We start from the raw sequence: 21793 nt of genomic DNA, 5'->3' as shown, positions 1-21793 counted from the left end.
CGCGCGCCCATGGCCACCGAGCGAGCCCTCAGGAAGCAGCGCAAGCGCGAGGAGCGGGCCCGCCGCCGCGCGTCCCGCCGTCCCAGCATCCTGGTGCAGGAGTTCTGGAACCTGCCCAACATGCTGACGCTGGGGCGCATCCTCATCATCCCCGTGTTCGTCTGGCTCACCTACGACGCGGACCCCCTGCACTCGCTCCTGGCCGGCCTGGTGTTCGCCGTGGCCGCCATCACGGACGTCATCGACGGCTACCTCGCCCGCCGCTGGAACCTCATCACCGTGGTGGGCAAGTTCATGGATCCGCTGGCGGACAAGCTCATCGCCATGGCCGCCCTGGTGATGATGGTCCGCCTGGGCCGCATCGCCGCGTGGGTCGTCATCGTGCTCCTGGCCCGCGAGTTCATCGTCACCGGCCTGCGCACCATCGCAGCCAGCGAGGGCATGGTCATCGCCGCGGGGCAGGAGGGGAAGTGGAAGACGTCCCTCCAACTGGTGGGGATCATCTCCCTGTGCGTCCACTATGTGCACCCGCTGGACCTCGGCTTCCGCACCGTCACCGTGGACTACAACCAGGTGGGCAAGCTGCTCGTGTACCTGTCCGGTGCGTTCTCCGTCTGGAGCGCCGTCGTCTACTTCCGCGCGTTCCTCAACATGCTCGCCCGCAGGGGCAGCACGGATCCGGATGCGAAAAGTGTTTGACGTGTCCGGGAGGCCTCTGTATATCGCACCCCACTTCCGGCGCGGCACTGACCGGGCAGCAGGCAGTAGCAGTTCAGCAACATCTGATGCGGGAATAGCTCAGCGGTAGAGCATCGCCTTGCCAAGGCGAGGGTCGAGGGTTCAAATCCCTTTTCCCGCTCCAATCGAAGCACCGTGGTCCAGCAGCACCTGATGCGGGAATAGCTCAGCGGTAGAGCATCGCCTTGCCAAGGCGAGGGTCGAGGGTTCAAATCCCTTTTCCCGCTCCAATCGAAGGCCTCCTGGGAAACCAGGAGGCCTTTTTCTTTGCCCCCGAGGGCACGGCGGGGCGCATCACGGCAGGCGGGCGCGCGAGGGGCCGGCGGTCCGCTGTTCCAGGGCGTTCGCCACCGGCGGACCCTTTGCGGTATGGATACCGGCGCATGATTCGCAACTTCCGGGAGCTCTATTCGTACCGGGGGCTCCTCCTCAGCCTGGTGCAGCGCGAGCTGAAGGCGCGCTATCGCGGCTCGGTGCTGGGCTTCTTCTGGACGTTCCTGAACCCCACGCTGCACATGCTGGTGTACGCGCTGCTGTTCGGCGTGTTCATGAAGAACCAGATCCCGCACTACGCGTACTTCATGTTCGTGGGGCTGCTGCCGTGGATCTGGTTCTCCACGTCGGTGTCGGCGGGTGCGAGCGCCATCAGCGACCGGCGCGACCTGATGACCAAGGTGCGCTTCCCGGCGCAGGTGCTGCCGGCCACGGTGGTGGCCACCAACTTCTGCAACTTCATCTTCTCGCTGCCGCTGATGGTGGCGCTGGGGCTGATCTTCGGCGTGGTGCCCACGTGGCACGTGGTGCTGTTCCCCGCGGTGGTGCTGGTGCAGATGTGCTTCACCTTCGCGGTGGTGTACGCGGTCAGCGCCTTCAACGTGACGTTCCGGGACCTGCAGCACATCGTGATGAACCTGATGACGCTGTGGTTCTTCGTGACGCCGGTGCTCTACAAGCTGTCCACCATCCCGGAGGAGTACCGGCGCGTGCTGCAGGTGCTCAATCCGATGTCCATCCTCATCACCTCGTACCAGGCCATCTTCTACGAGCACCAGTTGCCGGACGCGGTGCCGCTCGTGTCGCTCCTGGGGGTCTCGCTCGTGCTGCTGTGGGGTGCCACGCAGATCTTCGAGAGCCGCCGCGAGGAGTTCGCGGAGTCCATCTAGATGGCCCAGTCACCGACCGAGGACGCCATCGTCATCCAGGACGTGGTGAAGAACTTCCGGAAGAAGACCATCCGGGGGGAATACACCACGTTCAAGTCGGAGCTCGTGCGCTGGCTGCGCGGGCAGCGCAACGCGGCTGTCCAGGGCAACCGCTTCATTGAGTCCCTGCGCGGCGTGAACCTGCGCATCCCCAAGGGCCAGACGGTGGCCATCCTGGGGCGCAACGGCTCCGGCAAGAGCACGCTGCTCAAGCTGATCACCGGCATCTACGCGCCCACGTCCGGGAGCATCCAGGTGAACGGGCGCATCTCCGCGCTGTTGGACCTGGGCGCGGGCTTCCACCCGGACTTCTCCGGCCGGGAGAACATCCTCATCAACGGCATCATCCTCGGCATGTCGCGGGCCGAGGTGCGCGCGAAGATGGACGCCATCATCGCGTTCAGCGAGCTGGGGGAGTTCATCGACGAGCCGGTGCGCACGTACTCCAGCGGCATGTACATGCGCCTGGCGTTCTCCGTGGCCACGCACGTGGACCCGGACATCCTCATCATCGATGAGATCCTCGCCGTCGGCGACGAGCACTTCAGCAAGAAGAGCCTCGCGAAGATGACGGAGTTCAAGCGGCTGGGAAAGACCATCGTCCTCGTCACGCACGACATGTCCACCGTGGAGCGCTGGTGCGACCAGGCGGCGTGGCTGGACGGCGGGCGGATCCGCCGCGTGGGGACTCCGGCGGAGATCGCCGCGGAGTACCGCCAGGCGGTGTCGCTCGCGGAGGCGCGCTCCACGGTGTTCACGCCGCCGGCCCTGACCGAAGGGGGCGGGGCGCTGCCCTCGCTGCCGGAGGGCCCGGTGGTGCGGGACGAGCCGCCGGCGTCGCCGTCGCTGGCCGTGTCGCGGGTGTGGCTGAGCGGGCCGCGTGGCGAGGAGCTGGGGATCCTCTCCTCGGAGACGCGGGCGGAGGTCTGCATCGAGTACGTGGCGCGCGAGTCGGTGGAGGACGTGGAGTTCGTCCTCACGCTGTCCAGCGCGGACGGGGCGGTGCTGTACGTGACGAGCACCCGGTCGGACCGGGTGCCGCTGCCGTCGCCGTTGCCGCCGCAGGGGCGGCTGCGCTTCGTGCTTCCACGGGTGGGGCTGTTGGGCGGCTCCTACGTGCTGAGCGTGGAGCTGAAGACGGGCAACACCGCGAACCCGGAGCCGGGCCGGGAAGCGCGCTGCACCTTCTCCGTGTCCACGGAGCATGACGACCGGGGCGTCTTCCGGCCCGAGCATTCCTGGGTGGTGGAGGAGGCTCCGGCCGCTCCCGTCCAGGCGGTGCCCGTGTCGAAGCATGTCGCCGCCTCCTGAGGGGGAGGAGGCCCACCCGCGCGCCGCGGCCCGGGGCCTTGAAGAAGGGGAGGCGCCTGGGAGGTGAGCACCTTGTTCCAAAGCGTGCCCGAGGGGGGCCTGGAGGCCGCTTCCGCCGGGGAGCTCGCCGAGCGCATCGCCGCGCTGCGGGCGGAGCCCTCCGAGGCGAATGCGCGGGAGCTCGCGGCGCTGACGGAGGCGCTGCGCCGGCGGGTGCCTCCGGCCAGCACGCCGCTGTCGCCGCTGCTCACCGCGGCCCGGCTCGCGGTGCCGTTCGAGTTCTCCGTGCCACCGTCGCACCGGGCGTCGGGAGGCCAGTGGGTGACGGCCGCCAAGCGCGCCTTCGTGCTGGGCCTGCGTCCGCTCCACGTCGAGTGGCTGAAGCCCCAGGCGGCCTTCAACCAGCGCGTGCTGCGCGTGCTGGAGCGGCTGGAGGCCCGGCGCGACCAGGGCACCCGCGAGGACCTGACGGAGTGGGTCCGGGGGCAGCTGGACGGCCCTGGAGCGTGGGCGGGTGCCGCGCCGGAAGCGCGCGGGGCGCGAGGCTTCGCTCCCGTGGACAAGGCCTGGGCGCTGGCGTGGCGCGCGTGGCGCCGGACGATGCGGCCCCTGTTGGATCCGCTGCTCGCGCGCCAGTCGGAGTGGAACGCGCTGATGCGTGAGACGCTGCTGCGCGTCGCCGCCGCGCCGGAGGCCGGGACGCTGGCGCCGATGGATGCCACCCACCGGGTGGCGCGGCTGACCGCGCTGGCCTCACCGCTGGCCCAGCCGGGGCTGCCCCGGGGCGTCCGGGCCTCCGCGCCGCTGTGGAGCGAGGTGCTTCGCCGGCAGTCCCGCTTCAACGGCGAGGCGGTGGTGGCGCTGGCCGCCATCCTCGGCGTGCGCACGCCGCCGCCGCCCGTGCCCGCTCTGGAAGACTTCCATCACTGGTGCACGCTGCGCGAGGCCGCGGACATCCAGGCCTCACGCGCGGCCGTGCAGCGGCTGCCGCGACGGCCCCGGCTGTCCCTGCTGGTGGCCACCGCGGGGGCCTCTCCCGCGCACCTGCGCGAGTGCCTCGCGTCGGTGGAGGCCCAGCTGTATCCGGAGTGGGAGCTGGTGCTGGTGGGGCCGGAGGGCGGGCCCTCGCTGCCGGAGCCCTGGAGCCCTTCGCGCCGCCAGCCGCGCATCCGCCGGGTCGCGCTCAGCGGGCCCGCGGACTTCGCCCGCGCGCTGCGCGTGGGGCTGCAGGCCGCGAGCGGGGACTTCGTGGGCGTGCTGGGCGCGGAGGACACGCTGGCCCCGCATGCCCTGGCGGAGGTGGCGCGCGTCCTGGTCGCGGATCCGGGCCTGGATGTCGTCTATGGCGACGAGGACCGGCTGGACACGCGCGGCCGCCGCACGGGCCCCTTCTTCAAGCCGGACTGGTCTCCGGACCTGCTGCGCTCCGTGGACTACCTGGGCCGGGGCGTGATGCTGCGCCGCTCTCTGGTGGAGTCCGTGGGCGGCTTCCGCGACGGCTTCCCGGGCGCGGAGGAGTACGACCTCTTCCTGCGCATCAGCGAAGCATCGGAGCGCATCGGCCACGTGCCGCGCCTGCTCTACCACCGGCGCACCGGCAGCTCCGGCCAGGTATCCCAGGAGGGCCGCCGCGCGCTCGCCGAGCACCTGGCGCGCCGGGGCGAGGACGCCGAGGTGACGCTGCCAGGGCCGGGCCGCTACCGCGTGCGGTACGCCGTGAAGGGCACCCCCAAGGTGTCCATCATCGTCCCGTTCAAGGATCGGCCGGACCTCCTCGAGACGCTCACGGATACGCTGCTCACGCGCACGAAGTACCCGCACTTCGAGCTGGTGCTCGTGTCCAACAACAGCGTCCGCCCGGAGACCTTCGCGCTCCTCGACACGCTGGATGATCCGCGCGTGGTGAAGCGCACCTGGGACTTCCCCTTCAACTACCCGGCCATCAACAACTGGGCCGCGCGGCAGGCCACGGGCGAGCTGTTGTTGTTCCTCAACAACGACATGGAGGTCGTGGACCCCGGCTGGCTCACGGAGCTGGTGTCCCACGCACAGCGCCCGGAGGTGGGCGCGGTGGGCGCGAAGCTCCTCTTCCCGGAAGGCACCGTGCAGCACGCGGGCATCGTCGTGGGGATGACGGGCATGGCGGGCCACCCCTTCTGGCGCCTGCCGGACGGGCCCATCGTCACGCCCTTCGGCCACACGGAGTGGGTGCGCAACTGGCTGTCCGTCACCAGCGCGTGCGTGATGATCCGCCGGTCCCTCTTCGACGAGCTGGGCGGCTTCGACGAGCGCTTCCTCCTGTGCGGCAGCGACGTGGACATCGGCCTGCGGCTGCACGCCCGGGGCCTGCGCGTGGTGTGCACGCCCTTCGCGCGCGTGGTGCACCACGAGTCCGCCAGCCGCCGCACGGACGCGATTCCGGAGCCGGACTACTGGCGCTCCTTCACGTCCTACCGGCCGTGGCTGCTCAAGGGCGACCCCTACTACAACCCCAACCTCACGCTGCTGTCGGGGGACTGCGACCTGCGCCGCCACGCGGAGGACGGCGAGGCGCTGGCGGTGCGCACGCTGGCCCACGAGGTGCCCAGCGCGCGCCGTCCGCCGGGGTGACGGCGGCCCGCTACCGGATGGCCCGCCAGGTGAACCAGGCGTCATAGGCCAGGTTCGCCAGCGGCACGCCGCTGCGGCGCACCACGCTGTCGCGCCAGGGGTTCGTCTCGAAGGCCTTCCAGGCCTCCTTGAGGGCCCCCTTCACCGAGCCGACCTGCGCGAGCTTCTTCAGCTCCAGCTTCAGGCCGAAGGTGGTGACCTCGTGCACGCCGAAGGACTCCACGTGCGAGTACTTGAGGAACTCGCGCGCCTCCTCGGCCGTGGGGTAGCGCGTGTAGCGCAGGAGCTCCTGGAGCGTGCCGGGCTGCAGCTCGTCCGCGGTGAAGCGCAGCAGCGGGGACAGGCGCGCGTAGTCCCGCGCGTAGTCGTACATGCCCTCCTGCACGCGGCGGAAGAAGCGGGCGCTGTTGTCCTTCTCCTGGTCGTGATGCAGCAGCTCCGGCATGGGCAGGTGCGGCGCCCACGGGTTCTGCCCATAGCGCACCGTGCTGCCGTGGTTCGCCGTGGTGATCATCTCGAAGATGGCGGTGTTGCGCAGGAAGTCCGCCTCCTCCAGGTCGCGCCGCCGCAGGTCCGACAGGTAGCCGTACTTGAAGGACTTCTTCGGCTGCGGCTGCCCGTCCGGCACGTACGCCAGATAGAAGCCGTGCAGCTCCGGGAAGCGCGGGTCGTGCTCGAAGGCGCGCAGCAGGTTGTCCTGCATGCTGCCCTTCCACCCGATGTCCACGAGCGCCGTGCGCTCCAGGCCCATCAACCCGCGGTACTCCAGATAGCGGGACAGCCGCGCGCGGGCCTCGTCGCGGCGCTGGTGGAAGGCCACGCGTACGCGGCGCGACGCGAGGAAGCGCTGGAAGGCGGCGTCCGTCGTGGGCTCCAGGATGGGGCGGTCCGGATCCGTGAGGCCGCACTCGGCGGCCAGGCGGATGAACTCGTCCTGGGGCAGGGACAGGTTCTTGAGCAGGCCGCGCAGCGACTGGCGGCTGTACTGGCGCCAGAAGCGGTGCACCTCCTCCCAGCTCAGCTCGCGCATGGACGCGAGGATGGTGGAGGCCCGGCTGACGAACAGGTAGTGCGCCTGGGGCATCCGCGGGAACACCCCGGAGTCCTTCAGGAGGGCGAAGACCTTGAGCAGCGTCAGGCCCTCGCGCGCCAGGAAGTAGACGTGGTCGATGCCCAGCTTCTGCGAGCGCTCGATGACGTCCACCACGAAGGCCACGATGCCCGGCGCCAGCGTGCGGCCCAGCTGGTAGCTGGGGTCGTCGTCCGGCGCGCGGACGTGGCGGGCCTCGTTGTTCAGCACGACGTCCACGTAGTGCGCGGACCAGAACGGGTTCCGCTCCGCGGCCTTCTGGGCGGCCTCCAGCCGGCGGCGGCGCTGCTTCTCGTCCGGGTCGTCCACGCGCAGGGTGGCGATGCCCAGCCGGCGCGGCTGCACGTTGTCCGCGTTCTCGTCGTCGCCCACGAAGAAGAGCTGCTCGGGCTTGAGCCCCTCGCGCTCCAGCACGCGCGGGAAGAGCCGGCCGGATGCCTTGCGCAGCCCCTCGTCGATGGAGACGTAGCCCGCGTCGAAGTACTGCTCCAGCCCGCAGTGCCGCAGCAGCTCACGCAGGAGCGGCTGCGACAGGTACATGTCGCTCACGAAGATGAGCCGCTTGCCCTGGGCCTTCAGCGCGGACAGCACCTCCGCGATGCCCGGCGCGGGGCGCAGCGCACGCTTCTCCAGCGACAGCTCCAGCGCGCGCAGCTCCTCCGCCATGCGCGAGCGCAGCGGCTCGCGCGGCACCCAGCTGCCCGCCCAGCGCCGCAAGAGCTCCTCGAAGTCCACCTCGTTGTCACGGCCCAGGGCCACCTGCTCCCCGGCGATCTCCATCTCCAGGGCGAAGCGGCGCTGGCGCACCTGGGCCACCGTGGGCAGGGCCTTGGGGTGCACCAGCTCCTTCAGCCGCGCGTGGAATCCGCGCGCCACGGCCGTCTTGAGCCACTCGCCCTCCACGCTGCGCACCACCAGCGTGTTGAAGACGTCGAAGCCCACCACGTCGTAGCCCGCCGTCGCGGTGAGCAGCCGCTCGCGCAGCGTGGCGAAGGGGGAGGACTCAATCGGGGGCGCGTCGTCCGCGCGAAACAGGCGCGAGGCCTGGCTGAGCCCCTCCACCACGTTCAGCGGCAGGACCTCCGACGCGAGGATGGACACGCGCTCGCCGGGCGTGGCGCGCGGGTGCAGGGTCGCGGCGGGGGCGCCCTTCTGGATCAGGTACAGGTCGCGCGCGGTCTCCACCGCCCAGCGCTGCAGGGCGGGAAGCAGCGCGGCCGCTGCGGGTTCACGGCGGGCAGTCATCTGCTTCCGGTGTCCTTGGCTCTAGTTGGGGACGGCCGCGCGGGCGCGGGACAGACGCTGGACCTTCTCCGCGCCCAGGGGCTCCGGGGCGGAGGAAGGCTCCGGAGCGCGCACGGCGGAGGACTCCACCGCCACGGGCATGTCCACCGGGGGACGCGCGGACGTCAGCGACGCCAGGTGCGCCACGGGGTCCGCGAACAGGTGGGCGTCGTGCAGCACGCGCTGGAAGCACGCCGAGGCGTCGTAGGCCTCGCGCATCTTCTGCCAGGCGCGGATGCGCACCGCCCGGAAGGACACCGGCATCCGGAACACTTCATCCAGCGAGCGCGCCCACTGGCCGTCCGGCCGGTAGAGGAACTCGTCCTCCGGCTCGATGTTCCAGTCCCCGGCGAACACCGTGTCGGCCACCAGCAGCAACCCGTGCGCCATGGCCATGAGCGGCAGCGGATCGAAGCGGCCCATCAGGTCGCGCGACGCGTAGAGGAGCGTCCCGGCCTTCTCCAGCGCCTGGGTCACCTCCTCCGGCGTGGCGTGCGCGGACAGCACGTCCACCGGGCCCAGCTTGCGCAGGTGCTCCAGCGCCTCCGGCGAGGGGCTGGCCCAGTCCGCCACCAGCATCCGCCGCGTCTCCAGCCGGGGGCCGGTGGGGCAGCGCGCGGTGTCCACCGGCAGGGGCAGCGTCTGCAGGAGGGGCAGCCGCGCCAGCTCCGGCGACGTGGGCGCCTCCAGGTACGTGAGCCAGCGGAAGCCGTCCACGTCCGGGCCGGACATGCGCGCGAGCTTCTCCGCGTCCTCCGCGCTGAACAGCGGCGCGGGGATGATGCCCACGCGCATGGTGCCGGGGACTCGCGCGGCCTGCTCCAGCGTGAGGTCCTGCGGACGGAAGACGAGGGTCGCGTTCGGGTTCCACGCGCGCGCCGCGTCGAGCGCGGGCTCCCACTGACCGGCCGTCACAGGGAAGAAGCGCACCTGGGCCCATGCCGCCTGGACGGGCACGTGCGGCTCGAAGGCCGGCTCGCCCACGAAGGCGACGCGCTGGAGGGTGGGGGAGGGCGGATGGACTCTCATGACAGGACTCGCGTGAGACGCGCGCGGAGGGACTTCTTGACGTCGTCGGACACCAGCTTCTTGAGCGCGCGGACGGGACGGGACTGCTTCAGCCGGCGGTAGCGCTCCAGCAGCACCTGCTCACCGGGGCCCACGTACGGATGCAGCGGCGAGGAGCCTCCGCGCTCCGCGCGCCACACGTCGTCCAGCCAGTGGCCATGCATGGTGGACATGGCGGCCAGCGCGGGACGCAGGTGCGTGTTCGTCCAGCCCTCCGCGTGCAGCGCCTCCAGCCCCGCGGCCACCTGACGCGTGCTTGACTCCCAGTCCGTGAACGCCTTCGCGGTGGCGAGCGCGTTCGCGCGCAGGTGCGCCAGATACGCGGGCTGCGTGCTGAGCAGGCGCAGGAACTGGACGATCTGCCGGTGGTTGTACGGCTCCACCATCAGCGAGTTCTGTCCGTGCACCATGTACTCGTCGGTGCCGGTGACGGTGTACGTGATGGCCGTGCCGCCCTGGGAGAACATCTCCAGCGGCGGGCCGAACATGCCCTCCACGCGGGAGAGCTTCAGCAGCACGTCATACCGGCCATAGACCTGGTGCACCTGGTTGATGGGGATGCGCTCGTGCACCTGCACCGGCTGACCGCCCACCGTGGGCTTCTGTCCGCCGGACGACGACGCCAGCCACCCGGTCTCGAACTGGACGCCCGCCTTCGCCGCCAGCTCCAGCACCTCGAACGTCTCCGGCACGCCCTTGAAGCCCACGCCCCAGGGGCCCTCCACCAACACGCGCAGCTTGCCGTCGCGCTGGGGCGGCGCCTGCACGCAGGGGAAGTGCTCCCGCGACAGGCCGTTCTGCACGTAGAGCGTGCGCCCTTCGGGCTGCAGCGTCTGGATGAACTCCACCAGCCACTTCGCCTCGGTGACGAACAGGAGCGGCAGCGAATACGTCTGCCGGTTGAGCAGCTTGTAGTGGCGCTCCGCGTGGAAGCGCGACTCCAGGCTCTGGTTCAGATAGCCATACACCCGGGCATTGACGCGCCACAGGTCGTAGAAGGTGATCCACCACGTGGCCAGCGCGAAGTCGAAGGACTCGTTCTCCGCCTCCGCGAGCGAACGGCGCGGCAGGTCCGCCAGACGGGGATGCCAGAGCGGATACGTCAGGGTGACGGGGCCCGGGGTGATGAGGACGGCCTCGTGGCCAAGGTCCTGCAACCGCGAGGCGTACTCCAGGATGACGTTGGAACCACCCGAGATATTGGCGATGTCCCCAACGAGGAACCCGATCTTCATGCCTTGGCAACTCGCGTCGTGGGCGGGATGCGGCCCTATGGAAACGATTCGCCGCCGCCGTGGATTCTCCCCGTGGCATCCCCCTCAGGATTACGAGGCAGGCGAAGCGAAGGGCCGATGTAGCGCGGAGCAGGTTCCTGCGTCAACGCCCGCTCGGGCCGCCGTTCGTCAACCAGACAGCCATCCGTTCAACGCGAGGATGGTCCCGATGGATCCTTTTCCAACTGCTTCAATCGCGCCTCCATCTCACGCCGCCAGAGGGCCTGCGTGCGCGCGTGCTCACGCTGGTTCTCGATGACGACGGTGAGCGCGTCCAGGATGGCTTCGTTGAAGTGCACCTGACGGCGCAGCACTTCGTTGATGAATGGCTGGAACGCGCCGCGGAAGGTTCGCTTGGCGAACACAAGCACCGGACCCACGATGGGGCGGTGTGACGTCGCGGGCTCCACGTAGCGCACGTCCGCCTTGGCTCTCGCCTCCAGGAGCAGCGCGGGCCACTGGCTCGCGACGGGGCCGCGCTGGGATGCGGCGAGGGTGCGGCGCAGCTGGTCGCGCGCGGTGGCGGAGGGCGGGGGGAGCCGCTCGGTGGCGGCGGCCACGGCCTGGGCGGTGGGCTCGGCCGTGAGCAGGTCAGCGGCGTGCATGGCGCGCTCCTCGTTTCGATGACAGGGCCTGGACCAGTCTGTCCGCCACCCCGTCCAGGTCCGAGCGATTCATCTCCAGCAGCCGCGGCCCCAGGTGGTGGCGCGCCGCTTCCATCGACACCTCGTCGGTGGCGACAGCCGTGTCGCGCACGCCCCAGCTCCTGCGGCCCACGCCCGTCATCAGCGCCTGTGCCACGGCGGTGTCCGTGCCCAGGAGCACCACCTTGCCCGGCGAGGCGCGCACGGCCGTCTCCAGCGACGACGAACCCGGGAGCGGCTCGGGCTCGGACCCCGGGGGCTGATCCGCAGTGAAGTGCCAGACGGGCGCTCCCTCGACGCTCTGGGGACCGAGCGACAGGGTGGGCTCCTCGCCGCGCGCCCGGAGGGCGAGGAGGCGGGAATCAGGCAGGCGACGGTGCAGCTCGCGGGCGAGCCGCGACATGGGGGCGTCCGGCCGCGCGGAGAAGCCGGGGCAGACGAGCTCGACGGTGGAGGCGCTCGACGGCGGCGCGGTCTCGCGAGGCCCGCGTCCTCCCAGCCAGCGCTGGAGGATGTCGCGCACCTGGATGGCGACGGCCTGCTGGGACAGCGCGGCCACGCGGGCGCGCTGCGCGGTGAGGACCTGCTGGCGCAGCGCGGGCTCGCGCTCCAGCACCGCGAGCAGCTGCGCCACGTCCATGGGCTCGCGCGAGAAGGTGGTGAGGCCCGCGCCGCCCATCGTCTCCGGGACGGCCGCGGCGCCGTACGCGACGACGGGGACGTCCCGGTACATGGCCTCCAGGAGCGGCACGCCGAAGCCCTCGTGCCGGCTCATGGACAGGTACGCGGTGGCCGAGGCGAAGCAGGCGGACAGCTGCGCGGCGTTGACGCGGCCCATGAAGCGGATGCGGTCCGGGCCGAGCACGTCCTTGAGGCCGTGCAGGAAGCTGCCGTAGGGCGCGTCGCGGTGGATGTTGCCCGCGATGAGCAGGCGGCTTTTCGGCTGATACAGGCGCTGGTACGCGGTGAAGACGCGCATGACGTCGTCCACGTACTTGCTGGGCACCGCCCGGCCCACGAAGAGGATGTTGGAGTGGCCGTCGTCCAGCTCCGCCATCAGCGCGGGGTCCGGCGGCGTGTCGAACGCATGCCAGTCGATGGCGAAGGGCAGCACGTCCACGCGCGGGTAGCCCGCGGCGACCAGCTCCTCCGCGCTGAAGCGCGAATAGGCGAACGCGCCGTCCACGTGCGGGCGCAGCGCGAGCAGCTCCACGCGGGCGACGTCGCAGGAGAGCATCGCCCCCCGGTCGTAGCCCTCGAAGAGCCGCGCGGGCGTGATGTTGTGGTAGACGAGCAGCTTGCGGCCGCGCGACCGGGCGATGAGCGGCACCTGCCTCGATTCGAAGCTGTGGTGCACGAGCAGCACGGAGTCGCGGGTGGCCTCACGCGGGTAGTTCTTGGCGAGGCGCACCTGGTCCCGGCACGCGTCGTCCCAGCTGTCCGCGTAGATTTCGGAGGTGTGTCCCCAGGAGCGCAGCAGGCTCTGGAGGTAGCGCACCTGGTTGCCAATCGCGTCACCCCAGGCCAGGCGGGTGACCAGCTGGTGGATGTGCAAGGGTCCGCCCGGGCCGAGAGGAGGTCGCGGTGACACGCGCGCGTTCCCTTACAACCGTCCCGGCCGCCCTTACAAGGGCGCCCGACGTGCCTTGACGGAGGGGCCTCCTCACAGTAGCCAGGGCGGCCCACGCATTCCCGAGGTTGGGTCCATGTCAACGAACGTCCTGGTCACGGGAGGGTGCGGCTTCATCGGGTCCAACCTGGTCCGCTTCCTCCTCCGCGCGCGGCCGGAATGGAGGGTCGTCAACCTGGACCGGCTCACCTACGCGGGCAACCTGGAGAACCTCGCCGGGCTGGAGGACGACCCGCGCCATGTCTTCGTGCGGGGCGACGTGTGCGACCGCGAGTGCGTGGACCGGGTGCTCCAGGAGCACGCCATCGACTGCGTCCTCCATCTGGCCGCGGAGAGCCACGTGGACCGCTCCATCGAGGGGCCCTCCGTCTTCGTCACCACCAACGTCCTGGGCACGCAGGTCCTGCTGGAGTCCTGCCGCGCGCGCGGCGTGCGCCGGTTCGTGCAGTGCTCCACCGACGAGGTGTACGGCTCGCTGGGGCCGTCCGGAGCCTTCACGGAAGGATCGCCCCTACAGCCCTCCAGTCCCTATTCGGCGTCCAAGACGGGCGCGGACCTGCTGGCGCTGGCGTACCACCACACGTACGCCATGGACGTGGTGGTGACGCGCTGTTCGAACAACTACGGGCGCTACCAGTTCCCGGAGAAGCTCATCCCGAGGATGGTGGTGAACGCGCTCCGCGACCAGCCGCTGCCCGTCTACGGCGACGGCCAGCACGTGCGCGACTGGCTGCACGTGGAGGACCACTGCCAGGGGCTGCTCCTCGCGCTGGAGCGCGGACGGGCGGGGCAGGTCTACAACCTGGGCGGCGGGGCGGAGCGCAAGAACCTGGACCTGGTGAAGGGCATCCTCGCGGCGTTGGAGAAACCCGAGTCGCTGATCGAGTTCGTCACGGACCGGCCGGGGCATGACCGCCGCTACGCCATCGACCCGTCGAAGTCCCGGCGCGAGCTGGGCTGGGCGCCCGTGCATTCCTTCGAGGAGGGGCTCGTGGACACGGTGCGCTGGTATGTGGACCACCCGGAGTGGTGGGAGCGCGTGATGAGCGGTGCGTACCGGAGCACCGTGACGCTGGCGCGCCGGGGGCACGGAGCATGAGCCGCTTCGTCGTCACGGGAGCGAATGGACTGGTGGGCCGCCGCGCGTGCGCGCTGCTCGCGTCGCGGGGCCACGCGGTGGTGGGGCTGGGCAAGGGCCCGCGCCGTGTGGCGGGTGCGTTCGACTACGAGACGCTGGACCTCACGCACGAGGCGGAAGTCGCGCCCGTGCTGGGCCGGCTGTCGCCCGAGGTCGTCCTGCACTGCGCGTCGATGACGGAGGTGGACGCCTGCGAGAAGGCGCCCGAGGCCGCCTACGCCGCGAACGTCACCGCCACGGCGGCGCTGGCCCGCTGGACGCGCGAGGCCGGCGCGCACCTGGTGCATGTGTCCACCGACTACGTCTTCGACGGTGACGCGGGTCCGTATGCCGAGGACGCGGTGCCGAACCCGCGCGGCGTCTACGCGGTGACGAAGCACATGGGCGAACAGGCCGCGCGCGTGCTCTCGCCTGGATGCGCGATTGCTCGGACCGCGGTGGTGTATGGCTGGCCTCCGGTGGAGGGGCGGCTCAACTTCGGCGCGTGGCTGGTGAAGACGCTGTCGGCGGGTCAGCAGGCGAAGCTCTTCGAGGACCAGGTGGTGTCCCCGAGCTTCGCGGACAACGTGGCCGCGATGCTGGTGGAGCTGGGCGAGCGGCGGCTGGGCGGGACGTGGAACACCTGCGGCGGGACGGTGCTGGACCGCGTGGCCTTCGGGCGGGCGCTGTGCGAGGTGTTCGGCTTCGACTCGGGACTGGTGGTCCCCACGCGGATGGCGGACCTGAAGCTGTCGGCGCCCCGGCCACTGAAGAGCGGCCTTCTGACGGACAAGGCGCGGGAGCAGTTGTCGGAGAAGCCGCTGGCGCTGGGCGAGTCGCTGAAGCGCTTCCACGCGAGCTGGCTCGAGGCCCGGGCCGGAGAGGCGCGATGAAGGGAATCATCCTCGCGGGAGGCTCGGGGACGCGCCTGTACCCGCTGACACTGGTGGTGAGCAAGCAGCTGCTCCCCGTCTACGACAAGCCGATGATCTACTACCCGCTGACCACGCTGATGCTGGCGGGCATCCGGGAGGTGTTGATCATCTCCACGCCCCAGGACCTGCCGCGCTTCCGCGACCTGTTGGGGGACGGCAAGCAGTGGGGCATGTCCTTCGAGTACGCGGAGCAGCCTCGGCCGGAGGGGCTGGCGCAGGCGTTCGTCATTGGCCGGGACTTCGTGGGGAAGGACTCGGTGTCGCTCATCCTGGGGGACAACATCTTCTACGGGGATGGCCTGAGCGAGCTGGTGCGGCGGGCGGTGCGGCGTCCGTCCGGTGCGACGGTGTTCGGCTACCAGGTGAAGGATCCGCAGCGCTACGGCGTGGTGGAGCTGGCGCCGGGCAACAAGGCCATCAGCATCGAGGAGAAGCCCGCGAAGCCCCGGTCCAACTACGCCGTCACGGGGTTGTACTTCTACGACAACCAGGTGCTGGACATCGCAGCCGGGCTGAAGCCCAGCAAGCGGGGCGAGTTGGAGATCACCGACGTCAACGCGGAGTACATGCGGCGCGATCAGCTCACGGTGGAATTGATGGGGCGCGGCTACGCGTGGCTGGACACCGGGACGCACGAATCACTGATGCAGGCGTCGTCGTTCATCGAGATCATCGAGCGCCGCCAGGGCTTGAAGATCGCCTGTCCCGAGGAGATCGCCTACCGCATGGGCTACATCGACGAGGCACGGCTGGAGGCGCTCGCGGAGCCCATGCTGAAGAACGATTACGGCCAGTACCTGAAGGCGCTCCTGGGGAACCGGGGGACGGCGTCATGAAGGTCCAGGAGACGGAGCTTCCGGGCGTGCTGCTGCTGGAGCCTCGGGTGTTCGGGGACTCGCGGGGCTTCTTCGTGGAGACGTTCCAGGCGCAGCGCTACCAGGATGCAGGCATCCCGGGCCCCTTCGTGCAGGACAACCTGTCGCGGTCGGTGCGGGGCACGCTGAGGGGGCTGCACTTCCAGGAGCCGAACGGGCAGGGGAAGCTGGTGCAGGTGCTGGCCGGCGCCGTCTGGGACGTGGTGGTGGACGTGCGGAAGGGCTCTCCCACGTTCGGCCGGTGGATGGGGGCGGAGCTGTCGTCGGGCAACAAGTGGCAGCTGTGGATCCCGCCGGGCTTCGCGCACGGGTTCTGCGTGCTGAGCGAGTCCGCGGACTTCTTCTACAAGTGCACCACGCTGTATGCCCCGGAGTCCGAGCGCGCCGTCGCCTGGGATGATCCGGAGCTGGCCATCCCCTGGCCGGTGAAGGAGCCGCTGCTGTCCGCGAAGGATCAGCGCGCGCCCCGGCTGAAGGACGCGCACGTGCTGCCCGTCTACTGAGAGCCGGGCGGGCGGGCAGGCGTGGAGCGGGGGCTTGTCATTTCACGCTCCCTGCGCGGTGAGCAGCCAGGGAGGCGGGCCTCGTCCTGGGGGAGGAAGCCAGCCGGGGGATGGAATGCCCAATCTCCTTCGAGGAGGAGACGGCATGGTCCTGCCTGGCAGGGGAATGAGTTGGAAGGAGTTCTTCGTATCCCTCAAGGACGAGTGGGGACGCGACAACATCAGCAACGTCGCGGGAGCGCTGACGTTCCAGGCCATCCTCGCGCTCTTCCCGTTCCTGCTGTTCCTCGTGTCGTTGGCCGGTGTGATCATCGATCCGCACCAGGCGCAGCAGCTCATCCGGGAGCTGTCGAAGGTGGCGCCGCAGGAGGTGACGAAGATCCTGGGCGAGCGGCTGGAGGCGCTGGCGAGCAGCAATCCAGTGGGGCTGCTGACGATCGGTGGCGTGGGCGCCATCTGGGCGGCGTCAAGCGGTGTGGTCGCGCTGATGGAGGCACTCAACACGGTCTACGGCGTCACGGACAAGCGCCCGTTCTGGAAGAAGCGAGGCATCGCGCTGCTGACGACATTGGGCACGGCCATCACGGTGGTCTTGTCGGCCGCCGTGGCCATCGCCTCGCCGGCCGTCGCGAACAGGCTGGGTGAGCCGTTCACCGGCATCGTGCTGTGGGCGCGCATGCCGGTGGCGGGCCTGCTGATGATGCTGCTGTTGGCGGTGCTGTACTACGTGCTGCCGGACGTGAAGCAGAAGTTCAAGTTCATCACGCCGGGGTCGGTGGTGAGCGTGATCATCTGGGTGCTCGCGTCGTGGGGCTTCTCGAAGTACGTGGCGAACTTCGGCTCGTATGACGTGAACTACGGCGCCATCGGCGGTGTCATCGTGATGCTGCTGTGGATGCAGATCTCCTGCATGGTCGTGTTGCTGGGCGCGGAGATCAACGGCGTCCTGGAGCACAAGTCGCCGGACGGGAAGTCGCCGGGCCAGCGAGACCCGAACGCACCGGGACCGAACGTGACGAAGACGGAGGCGGAGGAGCGCGGAGCGAACCTGCCCGGCGCCACGGACTTCCGGCCCGTTCCGCCGCAGCCTCAATACGAGAGCCGTCCAGTGCCGCTGGGCAAGACGCCGCTGGCCGCCGCTGCGAAGTGGGCCGCGGGCCTGGGCCTGGGCGTGTTCCTGATGCGCCGCAAGTCCGCGACGCGGTAGTGCTGGGCGTTGTTCTCCGGCGGGTGGCCCTCGGAAGGGGACCGCCCGTTGGTGTTTCACTGCGGCGAATAGGTGTGGGTCAGGTCGATGACGAGCGTCTTCACGATGGGTAGAAGGGAGAGCTCGATGCGGCCCAGGTTCAGGTCCGCGCGGGTGACCTGGTAGGAGAGGCCGCCGAACGCGTCATCGAAGGTGAAGGGGTCGTTGTCGAAGATGGAGATCTGGAGGGGATGGCGCAGCAGGTTGGAGGTGATGACCGTGCAGCTCCCGCTGTACCACTCGGGCTCCCAGCTTTCGTCCTCTTCGGTGCGGGAGCGGCCGGAGGCAGAGGGGCAGTCCATCTCCACGACGACGTCCGGCGGGGAGCCATCGGAGTCCCAGTCCTCGCCCGTGTCCGGGTCGACGTCCGCGATGACGGCGTAGCGGGGCTGCACGCGGGTGCGCATCACGCCGACGTAGCAGGCGCGCTGGTCGAGCCGGCAGACACTGCCTTCCGCGCAGGATTCACAGAGGCCGCCATTGGGGCCGCATTCGGAGTCACTGCGATAGCCGATGCACTCGTTGTTCGCGGAGCAGCACCCGTCCGCGCAGTTCTCCGGGGTGCAGTCATAGGGACCGCACGCAGAGAGGCCGAGGACGCACGTCAGGGCGATGAGGAGGACACAGGAGCGGTTCATGAAGGCCGTGGAGACTATCAGGGCTGCGTGTTGTTCGCGGAGACCGCGGCCATGATGAAGCGGGGGAGGAGCTCTTCGCGGAACTTCCGCCAGATGGAGACGTGGTTGTAATTGGCCGCGGTGAACATCACGGCGAGGTCCAACTCCGGGACGACCATCACGAGCTGACCGCCGTTTCCACTGGCCTCGTACTCGGAATACACGCGGTCGCCGACACGGAGTTCGTGGCGCCACCACGTGTAGCCATAGGTCTTTCCGGGCTCCATGGTGGCGTGGTTCGCGATGGAGCGTTCCACCCAGCGCTGGCTGACCACGCGCTTGCCGTTCCAGGTGCCACCGGACAGGTAGAGCTGGCCAAGCTTCAGTGCGTCGCGAGGCCGCATGTAGATGCCGCCGCCCAGGTACTGCTCGCCGTTGGGCATCAGGTCGAGGTGGTAGCCGCGCATCTGGAGTGGCGTGGCGACGTTCTGGGTGAAGAACTCCGGAATCCACATGCGGGTGGTGTTGCGGAGGACGCCGCCCAGCAGGTTGATGTTCGCGGAGCAGTACACGGCCTTCTCGCCGGGAGCGCGGACCATGGGGAGGTCCAGCGTGTACTTGTACCAATCCGGTACGGAGTCCTTGAGGCGGTCCTCATTTCCAGGAGACGCCGGGTCGTCGTCGTCGCAGGCGAGGCCTGTCGACATGGTCATCAGGTGCGCGACGGTGAGCTTGCGCTTGCGCGCGTCCAGGTTGGAGAGCTTGCCCTTGTACTCGGGGAAGAGTGAGACGACGGGCGTGTCCACGGTGAAGGGGGCGCCCTGGTCCAGGGCGATGCCGATGAGCAGGGATGCGTAGGACTTGGAGGAGGAGCGCGGGTCATGGGGACGCTCCTTGTCGAAGCCCTGGAAGTACTCTTCGAGGATCAGCTTCCCGTGGCGGGCGACGAGGAGTCCCTGGATGGCGGGCACGGGCTCCTGGCTGGGCTCCTGGTCGAGGATGCGCTGTACGAGCTGCTGGAGCGGTTGGACGTCCATGCCGACGTCGGCCGGAGCCGCCGTGGTCCAGCCGTCGTCCTCGGCGACGGGCTTCTGGTAGGCGTAGGGGCCAGAAGCGGGAGTACGGGAATAGAGGCCCACGGCCTGCGCGCGGTCGCGGCGGGTGAAGTCGAACGTCGTGTCGAACGGAGGGTAGGGGAGGGACAGCCGTCCGGACTGCGCGTCGAACGTGCCTTCGAACTGCGTGCCTCCCTTCGTGGACGTGAACCGGACCGTGCGGTCCTGGAGCTCCACGCGGAACAGCATCCGGTTGCCGAAGTTCCGCTCCGGGTTGCGGATGAACGCCGTCACGGAGCCATCCGGCTGCTTCTGGACGACGAGATACAGCGAGAACCGGTCCTCCAGTGGTGCCACGACTCCGCGCCAGACCCCGGGCTGAAGGGAGCGCAGTTCCACCGGGCTGGCGAACTTCATGCCGCTCATGAGCACGCGCGGCTGGATCCAGTGGCCCGTGATGCTCTGGCCATTCTCTGGAAGCGTCGCCCTCAGCTCGCCCTGCTTACCGGGGAGGACGACAGAGACCTTCCGGCCATCGACCCGAGCAGGAACGTCGAAGCCCGCGATGCGAGCGCGCCAGGCGCTCCCATCCTGAACCAGCGTCAGTTCACCCCGGACTTGAGGACCCAGGACGCGCTCACTGCCCCAGATGCCCACCAACGGGTCCGCGGGCATCGGGACAGCGCCGACATGGAGGGGAAGCAGCGCCAGCAGAAGCCCAAGGAAACGGTGAAGAGTCATGGCACGAGTGACCCTACACGACGCGGTTCCCTCCCAGGCGCTCGTTTGTCAATCTCCCACCGGACTTCTTTCGGAACTCCGGATCAGTTCGGAGAAGCCCCCGCTCCTTTGCCAGTTCATCCAGAGCATCCCGAAGCCGTAAGAGGGTGAACCGCCTGTTCCGGATTCGTCGCAGGAGATGAGCCAACGCAAGACGCCTGGAGGAGGCGCATCGTCGGAGGGCAGGAGAACAAGGGCCGTCACGGTAGTGGGTGTGGTTGTTGAGGATTCACTCACTACGCGGCGGTTTTTTGACCGGGATTGTTTTTCTCCTCTCCCTGCAACGCCAGTGACTTTCTGTACTCCGCAGCTTCAGCAATCCGGGTCAGCTCAAACTCACCATGGTGCTTGCGCACGGCATCCGCGATTTCATCCAGGCTGAAGCGGAAGAACTCCTTGCGCTCGTTGATGCGGTTGACGCGCCGGTTCGCGAAGGCTTTGTGTAGGGCGTTCTCCAAGCCCGGTGCATCCGAGGTCCGGATGATGGCGTGAACGTCGAACTCGAAGGGCACCGAGGCGTCTCCCAGTTCGTCGATGCGGTCCTGGGGTACCAGCCGCCGGGTCATCCCCAGCTTGAAGATTCCCTCGCCAAATGAGCCGATGTTCGAGATGACGTAGACATGCCCCGTTCTCGTGAGCTGAGCCTGGGAGATGGCTCGCTGCTTCTCCAGGTCCTCCGCCACGCGGCGCTCCAGCTCCGCGATGCGCTCCATCAGCTTCTGCTGTTCTGAGCCCTTGGCCTGCTCGTAGTCCGCTTTTGCCTTCGCCAGGGCCTCGGCGTCACGTTTTGCCTCGCGTTCCGCCTCCAGCTTCGCCTTCTCCAGCTCACGCTGGGCCGCTTCCTCCTCACGCATCTGCTCACGGATGCGGCGCTGCTCATCCCGCTCCTGCTGCACCTTCTCCGCGTATTCGTACGCGAGCATCAGCTCCTCGACCTTGAGCTTGACGTAGCGTCTGGCGATGACGCACTTCTGGATCTCCACGAGACCATTGATGGCGGCGGCCGCCTTCTCGATGCGCGTCTCCATGGCCTTTACGTTCTTGTAGGAGACCTTGGCGACACACGCATCCGCCTCGCCGTTGAAGGCCCGGAGCATCAGTTTCAAGGTCCGGTCGATCTGCTTCTTGCCCTCCGCCTTGCTCCCATTCACCTCCCACGTCATGGAGCACGTGGCGGCCTCCTTGTTCTTCAGCATCTGCTTCTGTGCTTCGCGGACCCTCTCCAGCCGGTCCTCGTACTCCTTGACGGACGAGAGCGCGTACACCGGCTTGTAGAAGCCGAAGGAGAGCAGCACCTCCTCCTCTTCCAGCACCTTCAACTCGGCCTTCAGCCGGGCAATGCCTGTCTCCAGGCTGGTCCTTTCGGCGTTCGCCTGCTTCCGGCGTGCTTCAGCCTCCTCCATGGCCCGTGTCGCGCTTTGCGTCGTCCGGGTCGTCTCTTCTCGGAGTCGGTTCAGCTCGGCCTTCGCCCGATTCTGTTCCGCCGCGATGGCCTGTTCCACGTCCGCCTTGGCCCTCGCGAGCTCGGTCTCCACCCGCTTCCGTTCAGTTGCCAGCGCACTGTCCGCCTCGCTCCGGGCCTTCGCCAGCTCGTTCTGGACCCGCTTCTGCTCAGAGGCCATCGCGGCGTCCGCGTCCGCTCGGGCTTTCGTCAATTCCTCGGCGACCCGGCGCCGTTCGGCCTCCAGGTCCAGGATGGGCTTGAAGCGCTCCTGCACTGCTTTCAGCTGGCTTCTCTTCTGAATCCACAGCCCCAGGAGCAACAGGCACGCCGTGCCCAGGCCGATGGCAATGATCGTGGTCATGGAGATCTC

Annotated in this window: 17 protein-coding genes and 2 tRNA genes; 11 read left to right on the top strand and 8 right to left on the bottom strand. The window is 69.1% G+C overall.

Going from position 1 to position 21793, the window contains the following annotated elements; all coding sequences use genetic code 11:
* Positions 1 to 9 precede the first annotated feature (9 nt).
* From pgsA to KYK13_RS23450, 6 genes are all read left to right on the top strand, one after another.
* The gene (gene pgsA / locus KYK13_RS23475) at positions 10 to 699 is read left to right on the top strand and encodes a CDP-diacylglycerol--glycerol-3-phosphate 3-phosphatidyltransferase (protein WP_223633558.1); all 690 of its coding nucleotides are present in this window, start codon (positions 10 to 12) and stop codon (positions 697 to 699) included.
* A gap of 88 nt (positions 700 to 787) precedes the next feature.
* Positions 788 to 862 (top strand) — tRNA-Gly (locus KYK13_RS23470).
* A 31-nt stretch (positions 863 to 893) separates the two neighbouring features.
* Positions 894 to 968, top strand: a tRNA-Gly gene (locus KYK13_RS23465).
* 153 nt (positions 969 to 1121) lie between these two features.
* Positions 1122 to 1901 (top strand): ABC transporter permease, encoded by a 780-nt coding sequence (locus tag KYK13_RS23460; protein WP_223633555.1) that lies wholly within the window; start codon positions 1122 to 1124, stop codon positions 1899 to 1901.
* On the top strand, positions 1902 to 3251 hold the full coding sequence (locus KYK13_RS23455) for an ABC transporter ATP-binding protein (RefSeq protein ID WP_223633550.1): 1350 nt from the start codon (positions 1902 to 1904) through the stop codon (positions 3249 to 3251).
* A 63-nt stretch (positions 3252 to 3314) separates the two neighbouring features.
* Positions 3315 to 5861, top strand: a complete 2547-nt coding sequence (locus KYK13_RS23450) for a glycosyltransferase family 2 protein (RefSeq protein ID WP_304504054.1) — start codon at positions 3315 to 3317, stop codon at positions 5859 to 5861.
* A gap of 10 nt (positions 5862 to 5871) precedes the next feature.
* Here the strand turns inward: KYK13_RS23450 and KYK13_RS23445 are convergent, their stop codons facing one another.
* The 5 genes from KYK13_RS23445 to KYK13_RS23425 form a co-directional block, all read right to left on the bottom strand.
* A complete protein-coding gene (locus tag KYK13_RS23445; RefSeq protein WP_223633548.1) occupies positions 5872 to 8196 on the bottom strand; it encodes an HAD family hydrolase in 2325 nt (774 codons plus the stop codon).
* A gap of 21 nt (positions 8197 to 8217) precedes the next feature.
* Positions 8218 to 9264, bottom strand: coding sequence for a hypothetical protein (locus KYK13_RS23440; protein ID WP_223633546.1), 1047 nt, complete (start codon positions 9262 to 9264; stop codon positions 8218 to 8220).
* Positions 9261 to 10538: a glycosyltransferase family 4 protein gene (locus KYK13_RS23435; RefSeq protein WP_223633544.1), complete on the bottom strand. Its 1278-nt coding sequence runs from the start codon at positions 10536 to 10538 to the stop codon at positions 9261 to 9263. The genes KYK13_RS23440 and KYK13_RS23435 overlap by 4 nt, the downstream gene beginning before the upstream one ends.
* 188 nt (positions 10539 to 10726) lie before the next feature.
* Entirely contained in the window at positions 10727 to 11182 is a 456-nt protein-coding gene (locus tag KYK13_RS23430; RefSeq protein WP_223633542.1) for a hypothetical protein, read from the bottom strand.
* A complete protein-coding gene (locus KYK13_RS23425) occupies positions 11169 to 12776 on the bottom strand; it encodes a glycosyltransferase (RefSeq protein ID WP_223633540.1) in 1608 nt (535 codons plus the stop codon). Before KYK13_RS23425 ends, KYK13_RS23430 begins: the two co-directional genes overlap by 14 nt.
* Before the next feature lie 151 nt (positions 12777 to 12927).
* Here KYK13_RS23425 and rfbB point away from each other — a divergent pair, with 151 nt between their 5' ends.
* The 5 genes from rfbB to KYK13_RS23400 all read left to right on the top strand — a co-directional run bounded on the left by rfbB (position 12928) and on the right by KYK13_RS23400 (position 17488).
* Positions 12928 to 13950, top strand: a complete 1023-nt coding sequence (gene rfbB / locus KYK13_RS23420; RefSeq protein ID WP_223633538.1) for a dTDP-glucose 4,6-dehydratase — start codon at positions 12928 to 12930, stop codon at positions 13948 to 13950.
* The gene (locus KYK13_RS23415) at positions 13947 to 14861 is read left to right on the top strand and encodes an SDR family oxidoreductase (RefSeq protein WP_223633536.1); all 915 of its coding nucleotides are present in this window, start codon (positions 13947 to 13949) and stop codon (positions 14859 to 14861) included. The genes rfbB and KYK13_RS23415 overlap by 4 nt, the downstream gene beginning before the upstream one ends.
* Positions 14858 to 15739 carry a glucose-1-phosphate thymidylyltransferase RfbA gene (gene rfbA, locus KYK13_RS23410; protein WP_223633534.1) on the top strand — a complete coding sequence of 294 codons (882 nt, stop codon included), beginning with the start codon at positions 14858 to 14860 and terminating at the stop codon, positions 15737 to 15739. The genes KYK13_RS23415 and rfbA overlap by 4 nt, the downstream gene beginning before the upstream one ends.
* Positions 15736 to 16281: a dTDP-4-dehydrorhamnose 3,5-epimerase gene (gene rfbC / locus KYK13_RS23405; RefSeq protein WP_223633531.1), complete on the top strand. Its 546-nt coding sequence runs from the start codon at positions 15736 to 15738 to the stop codon at positions 16279 to 16281. The genes rfbA and rfbC overlap by 4 nt, the downstream gene beginning before the upstream one ends.
* 145 nt (positions 16282 to 16426) lie before the next feature.
* Entirely contained in the window at positions 16427 to 17488 is a 1062-nt protein-coding gene (locus KYK13_RS23400; protein ID WP_223633529.1) for a YihY/virulence factor BrkB family protein, read from the top strand.
* A 56-nt stretch (positions 17489 to 17544) separates the two neighbouring features.
* Here KYK13_RS23400 and KYK13_RS23395 read toward each other — a convergent pair whose 3' ends face one another.
* The 3 genes from KYK13_RS23395 to KYK13_RS23385 form a co-directional block, all read right to left on the bottom strand.
* Positions 17545 to 18165 carry a hypothetical protein gene (locus tag KYK13_RS23395; RefSeq protein ID WP_223633526.1) on the bottom strand — a complete coding sequence of 207 codons (621 nt, stop codon included), beginning with the start codon at positions 18163 to 18165 and terminating at the stop codon, positions 17545 to 17547.
* A 17-nt stretch (positions 18166 to 18182) separates the two neighbouring features.
* Positions 18183 to 19874 carry a serine hydrolase gene (locus KYK13_RS23390; RefSeq protein WP_223633523.1) on the bottom strand — a complete coding sequence of 564 codons (1692 nt, stop codon included), beginning with the start codon at positions 19872 to 19874 and terminating at the stop codon, positions 18183 to 18185.
* Between the two features lie 341 nt (positions 19875 to 20215).
* Positions 20216 to 21784: a DUF4041 domain-containing protein gene (locus KYK13_RS23385; protein ID WP_223633520.1), complete on the bottom strand. Its 1569-nt coding sequence runs from the start codon at positions 21782 to 21784 to the stop codon at positions 20216 to 20218.
* Positions 21785 to 21793 lie beyond the last annotated feature (9 nt).

Origin of the sequence: Corallococcus sp. EGB (assembly GCF_019968905.1) — a bacterium.
In the GTDB taxonomy this organism is placed as follows: Bacteria; Myxococcota; Myxococcia; order Myxococcales; family Myxococcaceae; genus Corallococcus.
The sequence above is the reverse complement of the archived record's forward strand: the minus strand, read 5'-3'. Positions and strand labels throughout refer to the sequence as shown.

What these genes read in the sequence shown, in the direction of transcription:
- rfbB (WP_223633538.1), top strand. Translation starts at nt 12,928, where the DNA reads ATGTCAACGAACGTCCTGGTCACGGGAGGGTGCGGCTTCATCGGGTCC.
- KYK13_RS23385 (WP_223633520.1), bottom strand. Translation starts at nt 21,784, where the DNA reads ATGACCACGATCATTGCCATCGGCCTGGGCACGGCGTGCCTGTTGCTC.
- pgsA (WP_223633558.1), top strand. Translation starts at nt 10, where the DNA reads ATGGCCACCGAGCGAGCCCTCAGGAAGCAGCGCAAGCGCGAGGAGCGG.
- KYK13_RS23460 (WP_223633555.1), top strand. Translation starts at nt 1,122, where the DNA reads ATGATTCGCAACTTCCGGGAGCTCTATTCGTACCGGGGGCTCCTCCTC.
- KYK13_RS23435 (WP_223633544.1), bottom strand. Translation starts at nt 10,538, where the DNA reads ATGAAGATCGGGTTCCTCGTTGGGGACATCGCCAATATCTCGGGTGGT.
- KYK13_RS23395 (WP_223633526.1), bottom strand. Translation starts at nt 18,165, where the DNA reads ATGAACCGCTCCTGTGTCCTCCTCATCGCCCTGACGTGCGTCCTCGGC.
- KYK13_RS23455 (WP_223633550.1), top strand. Translation starts at nt 1,902, where the DNA reads ATGGCCCAGTCACCGACCGAGGACGCCATCGTCATCCAGGACGTGGTG.
- KYK13_RS23415 (WP_223633536.1), top strand. Translation starts at nt 13,947, where the DNA reads ATGAGCCGCTTCGTCGTCACGGGAGCGAATGGACTGGTGGGCCGCCGC.
- rfbC (WP_223633531.1), top strand. Translation starts at nt 15,736, where the DNA reads ATGAAGGTCCAGGAGACGGAGCTTCCGGGCGTGCTGCTGCTGGAGCCT.
- KYK13_RS23445 (WP_223633548.1), bottom strand. Translation starts at nt 8,196, where the DNA reads ATGACTGCCCGCCGTGAACCCGCAGCGGCCGCGCTGCTTCCCGCCCTG.
- KYK13_RS23400 (WP_223633529.1), top strand. Translation starts at nt 16,427, where the DNA reads ATGGTCCTGCCTGGCAGGGGAATGAGTTGGAAGGAGTTCTTCGTATCC.
- KYK13_RS23440 (WP_223633546.1), bottom strand. Translation starts at nt 9,264, where the DNA reads ATGAGAGTCCATCCGCCCTCCCCCACCCTCCAGCGCGTCGCCTTCGTG.
- KYK13_RS23430 (WP_223633542.1), bottom strand. Translation starts at nt 11,182, where the DNA reads ATGCACGCCGCTGACCTGCTCACGGCCGAGCCCACCGCCCAGGCCGTG.
- rfbA (WP_223633534.1), top strand. Translation starts at nt 14,858, where the DNA reads ATGAAGGGAATCATCCTCGCGGGAGGCTCGGGGACGCGCCTGTACCCG.
- KYK13_RS23390 (WP_223633523.1), bottom strand. Translation starts at nt 19,874, where the DNA reads ATGCCCGCGGACCCGTTGGTGGGCATCTGGGGCAGTGAGCGCGTCCTG.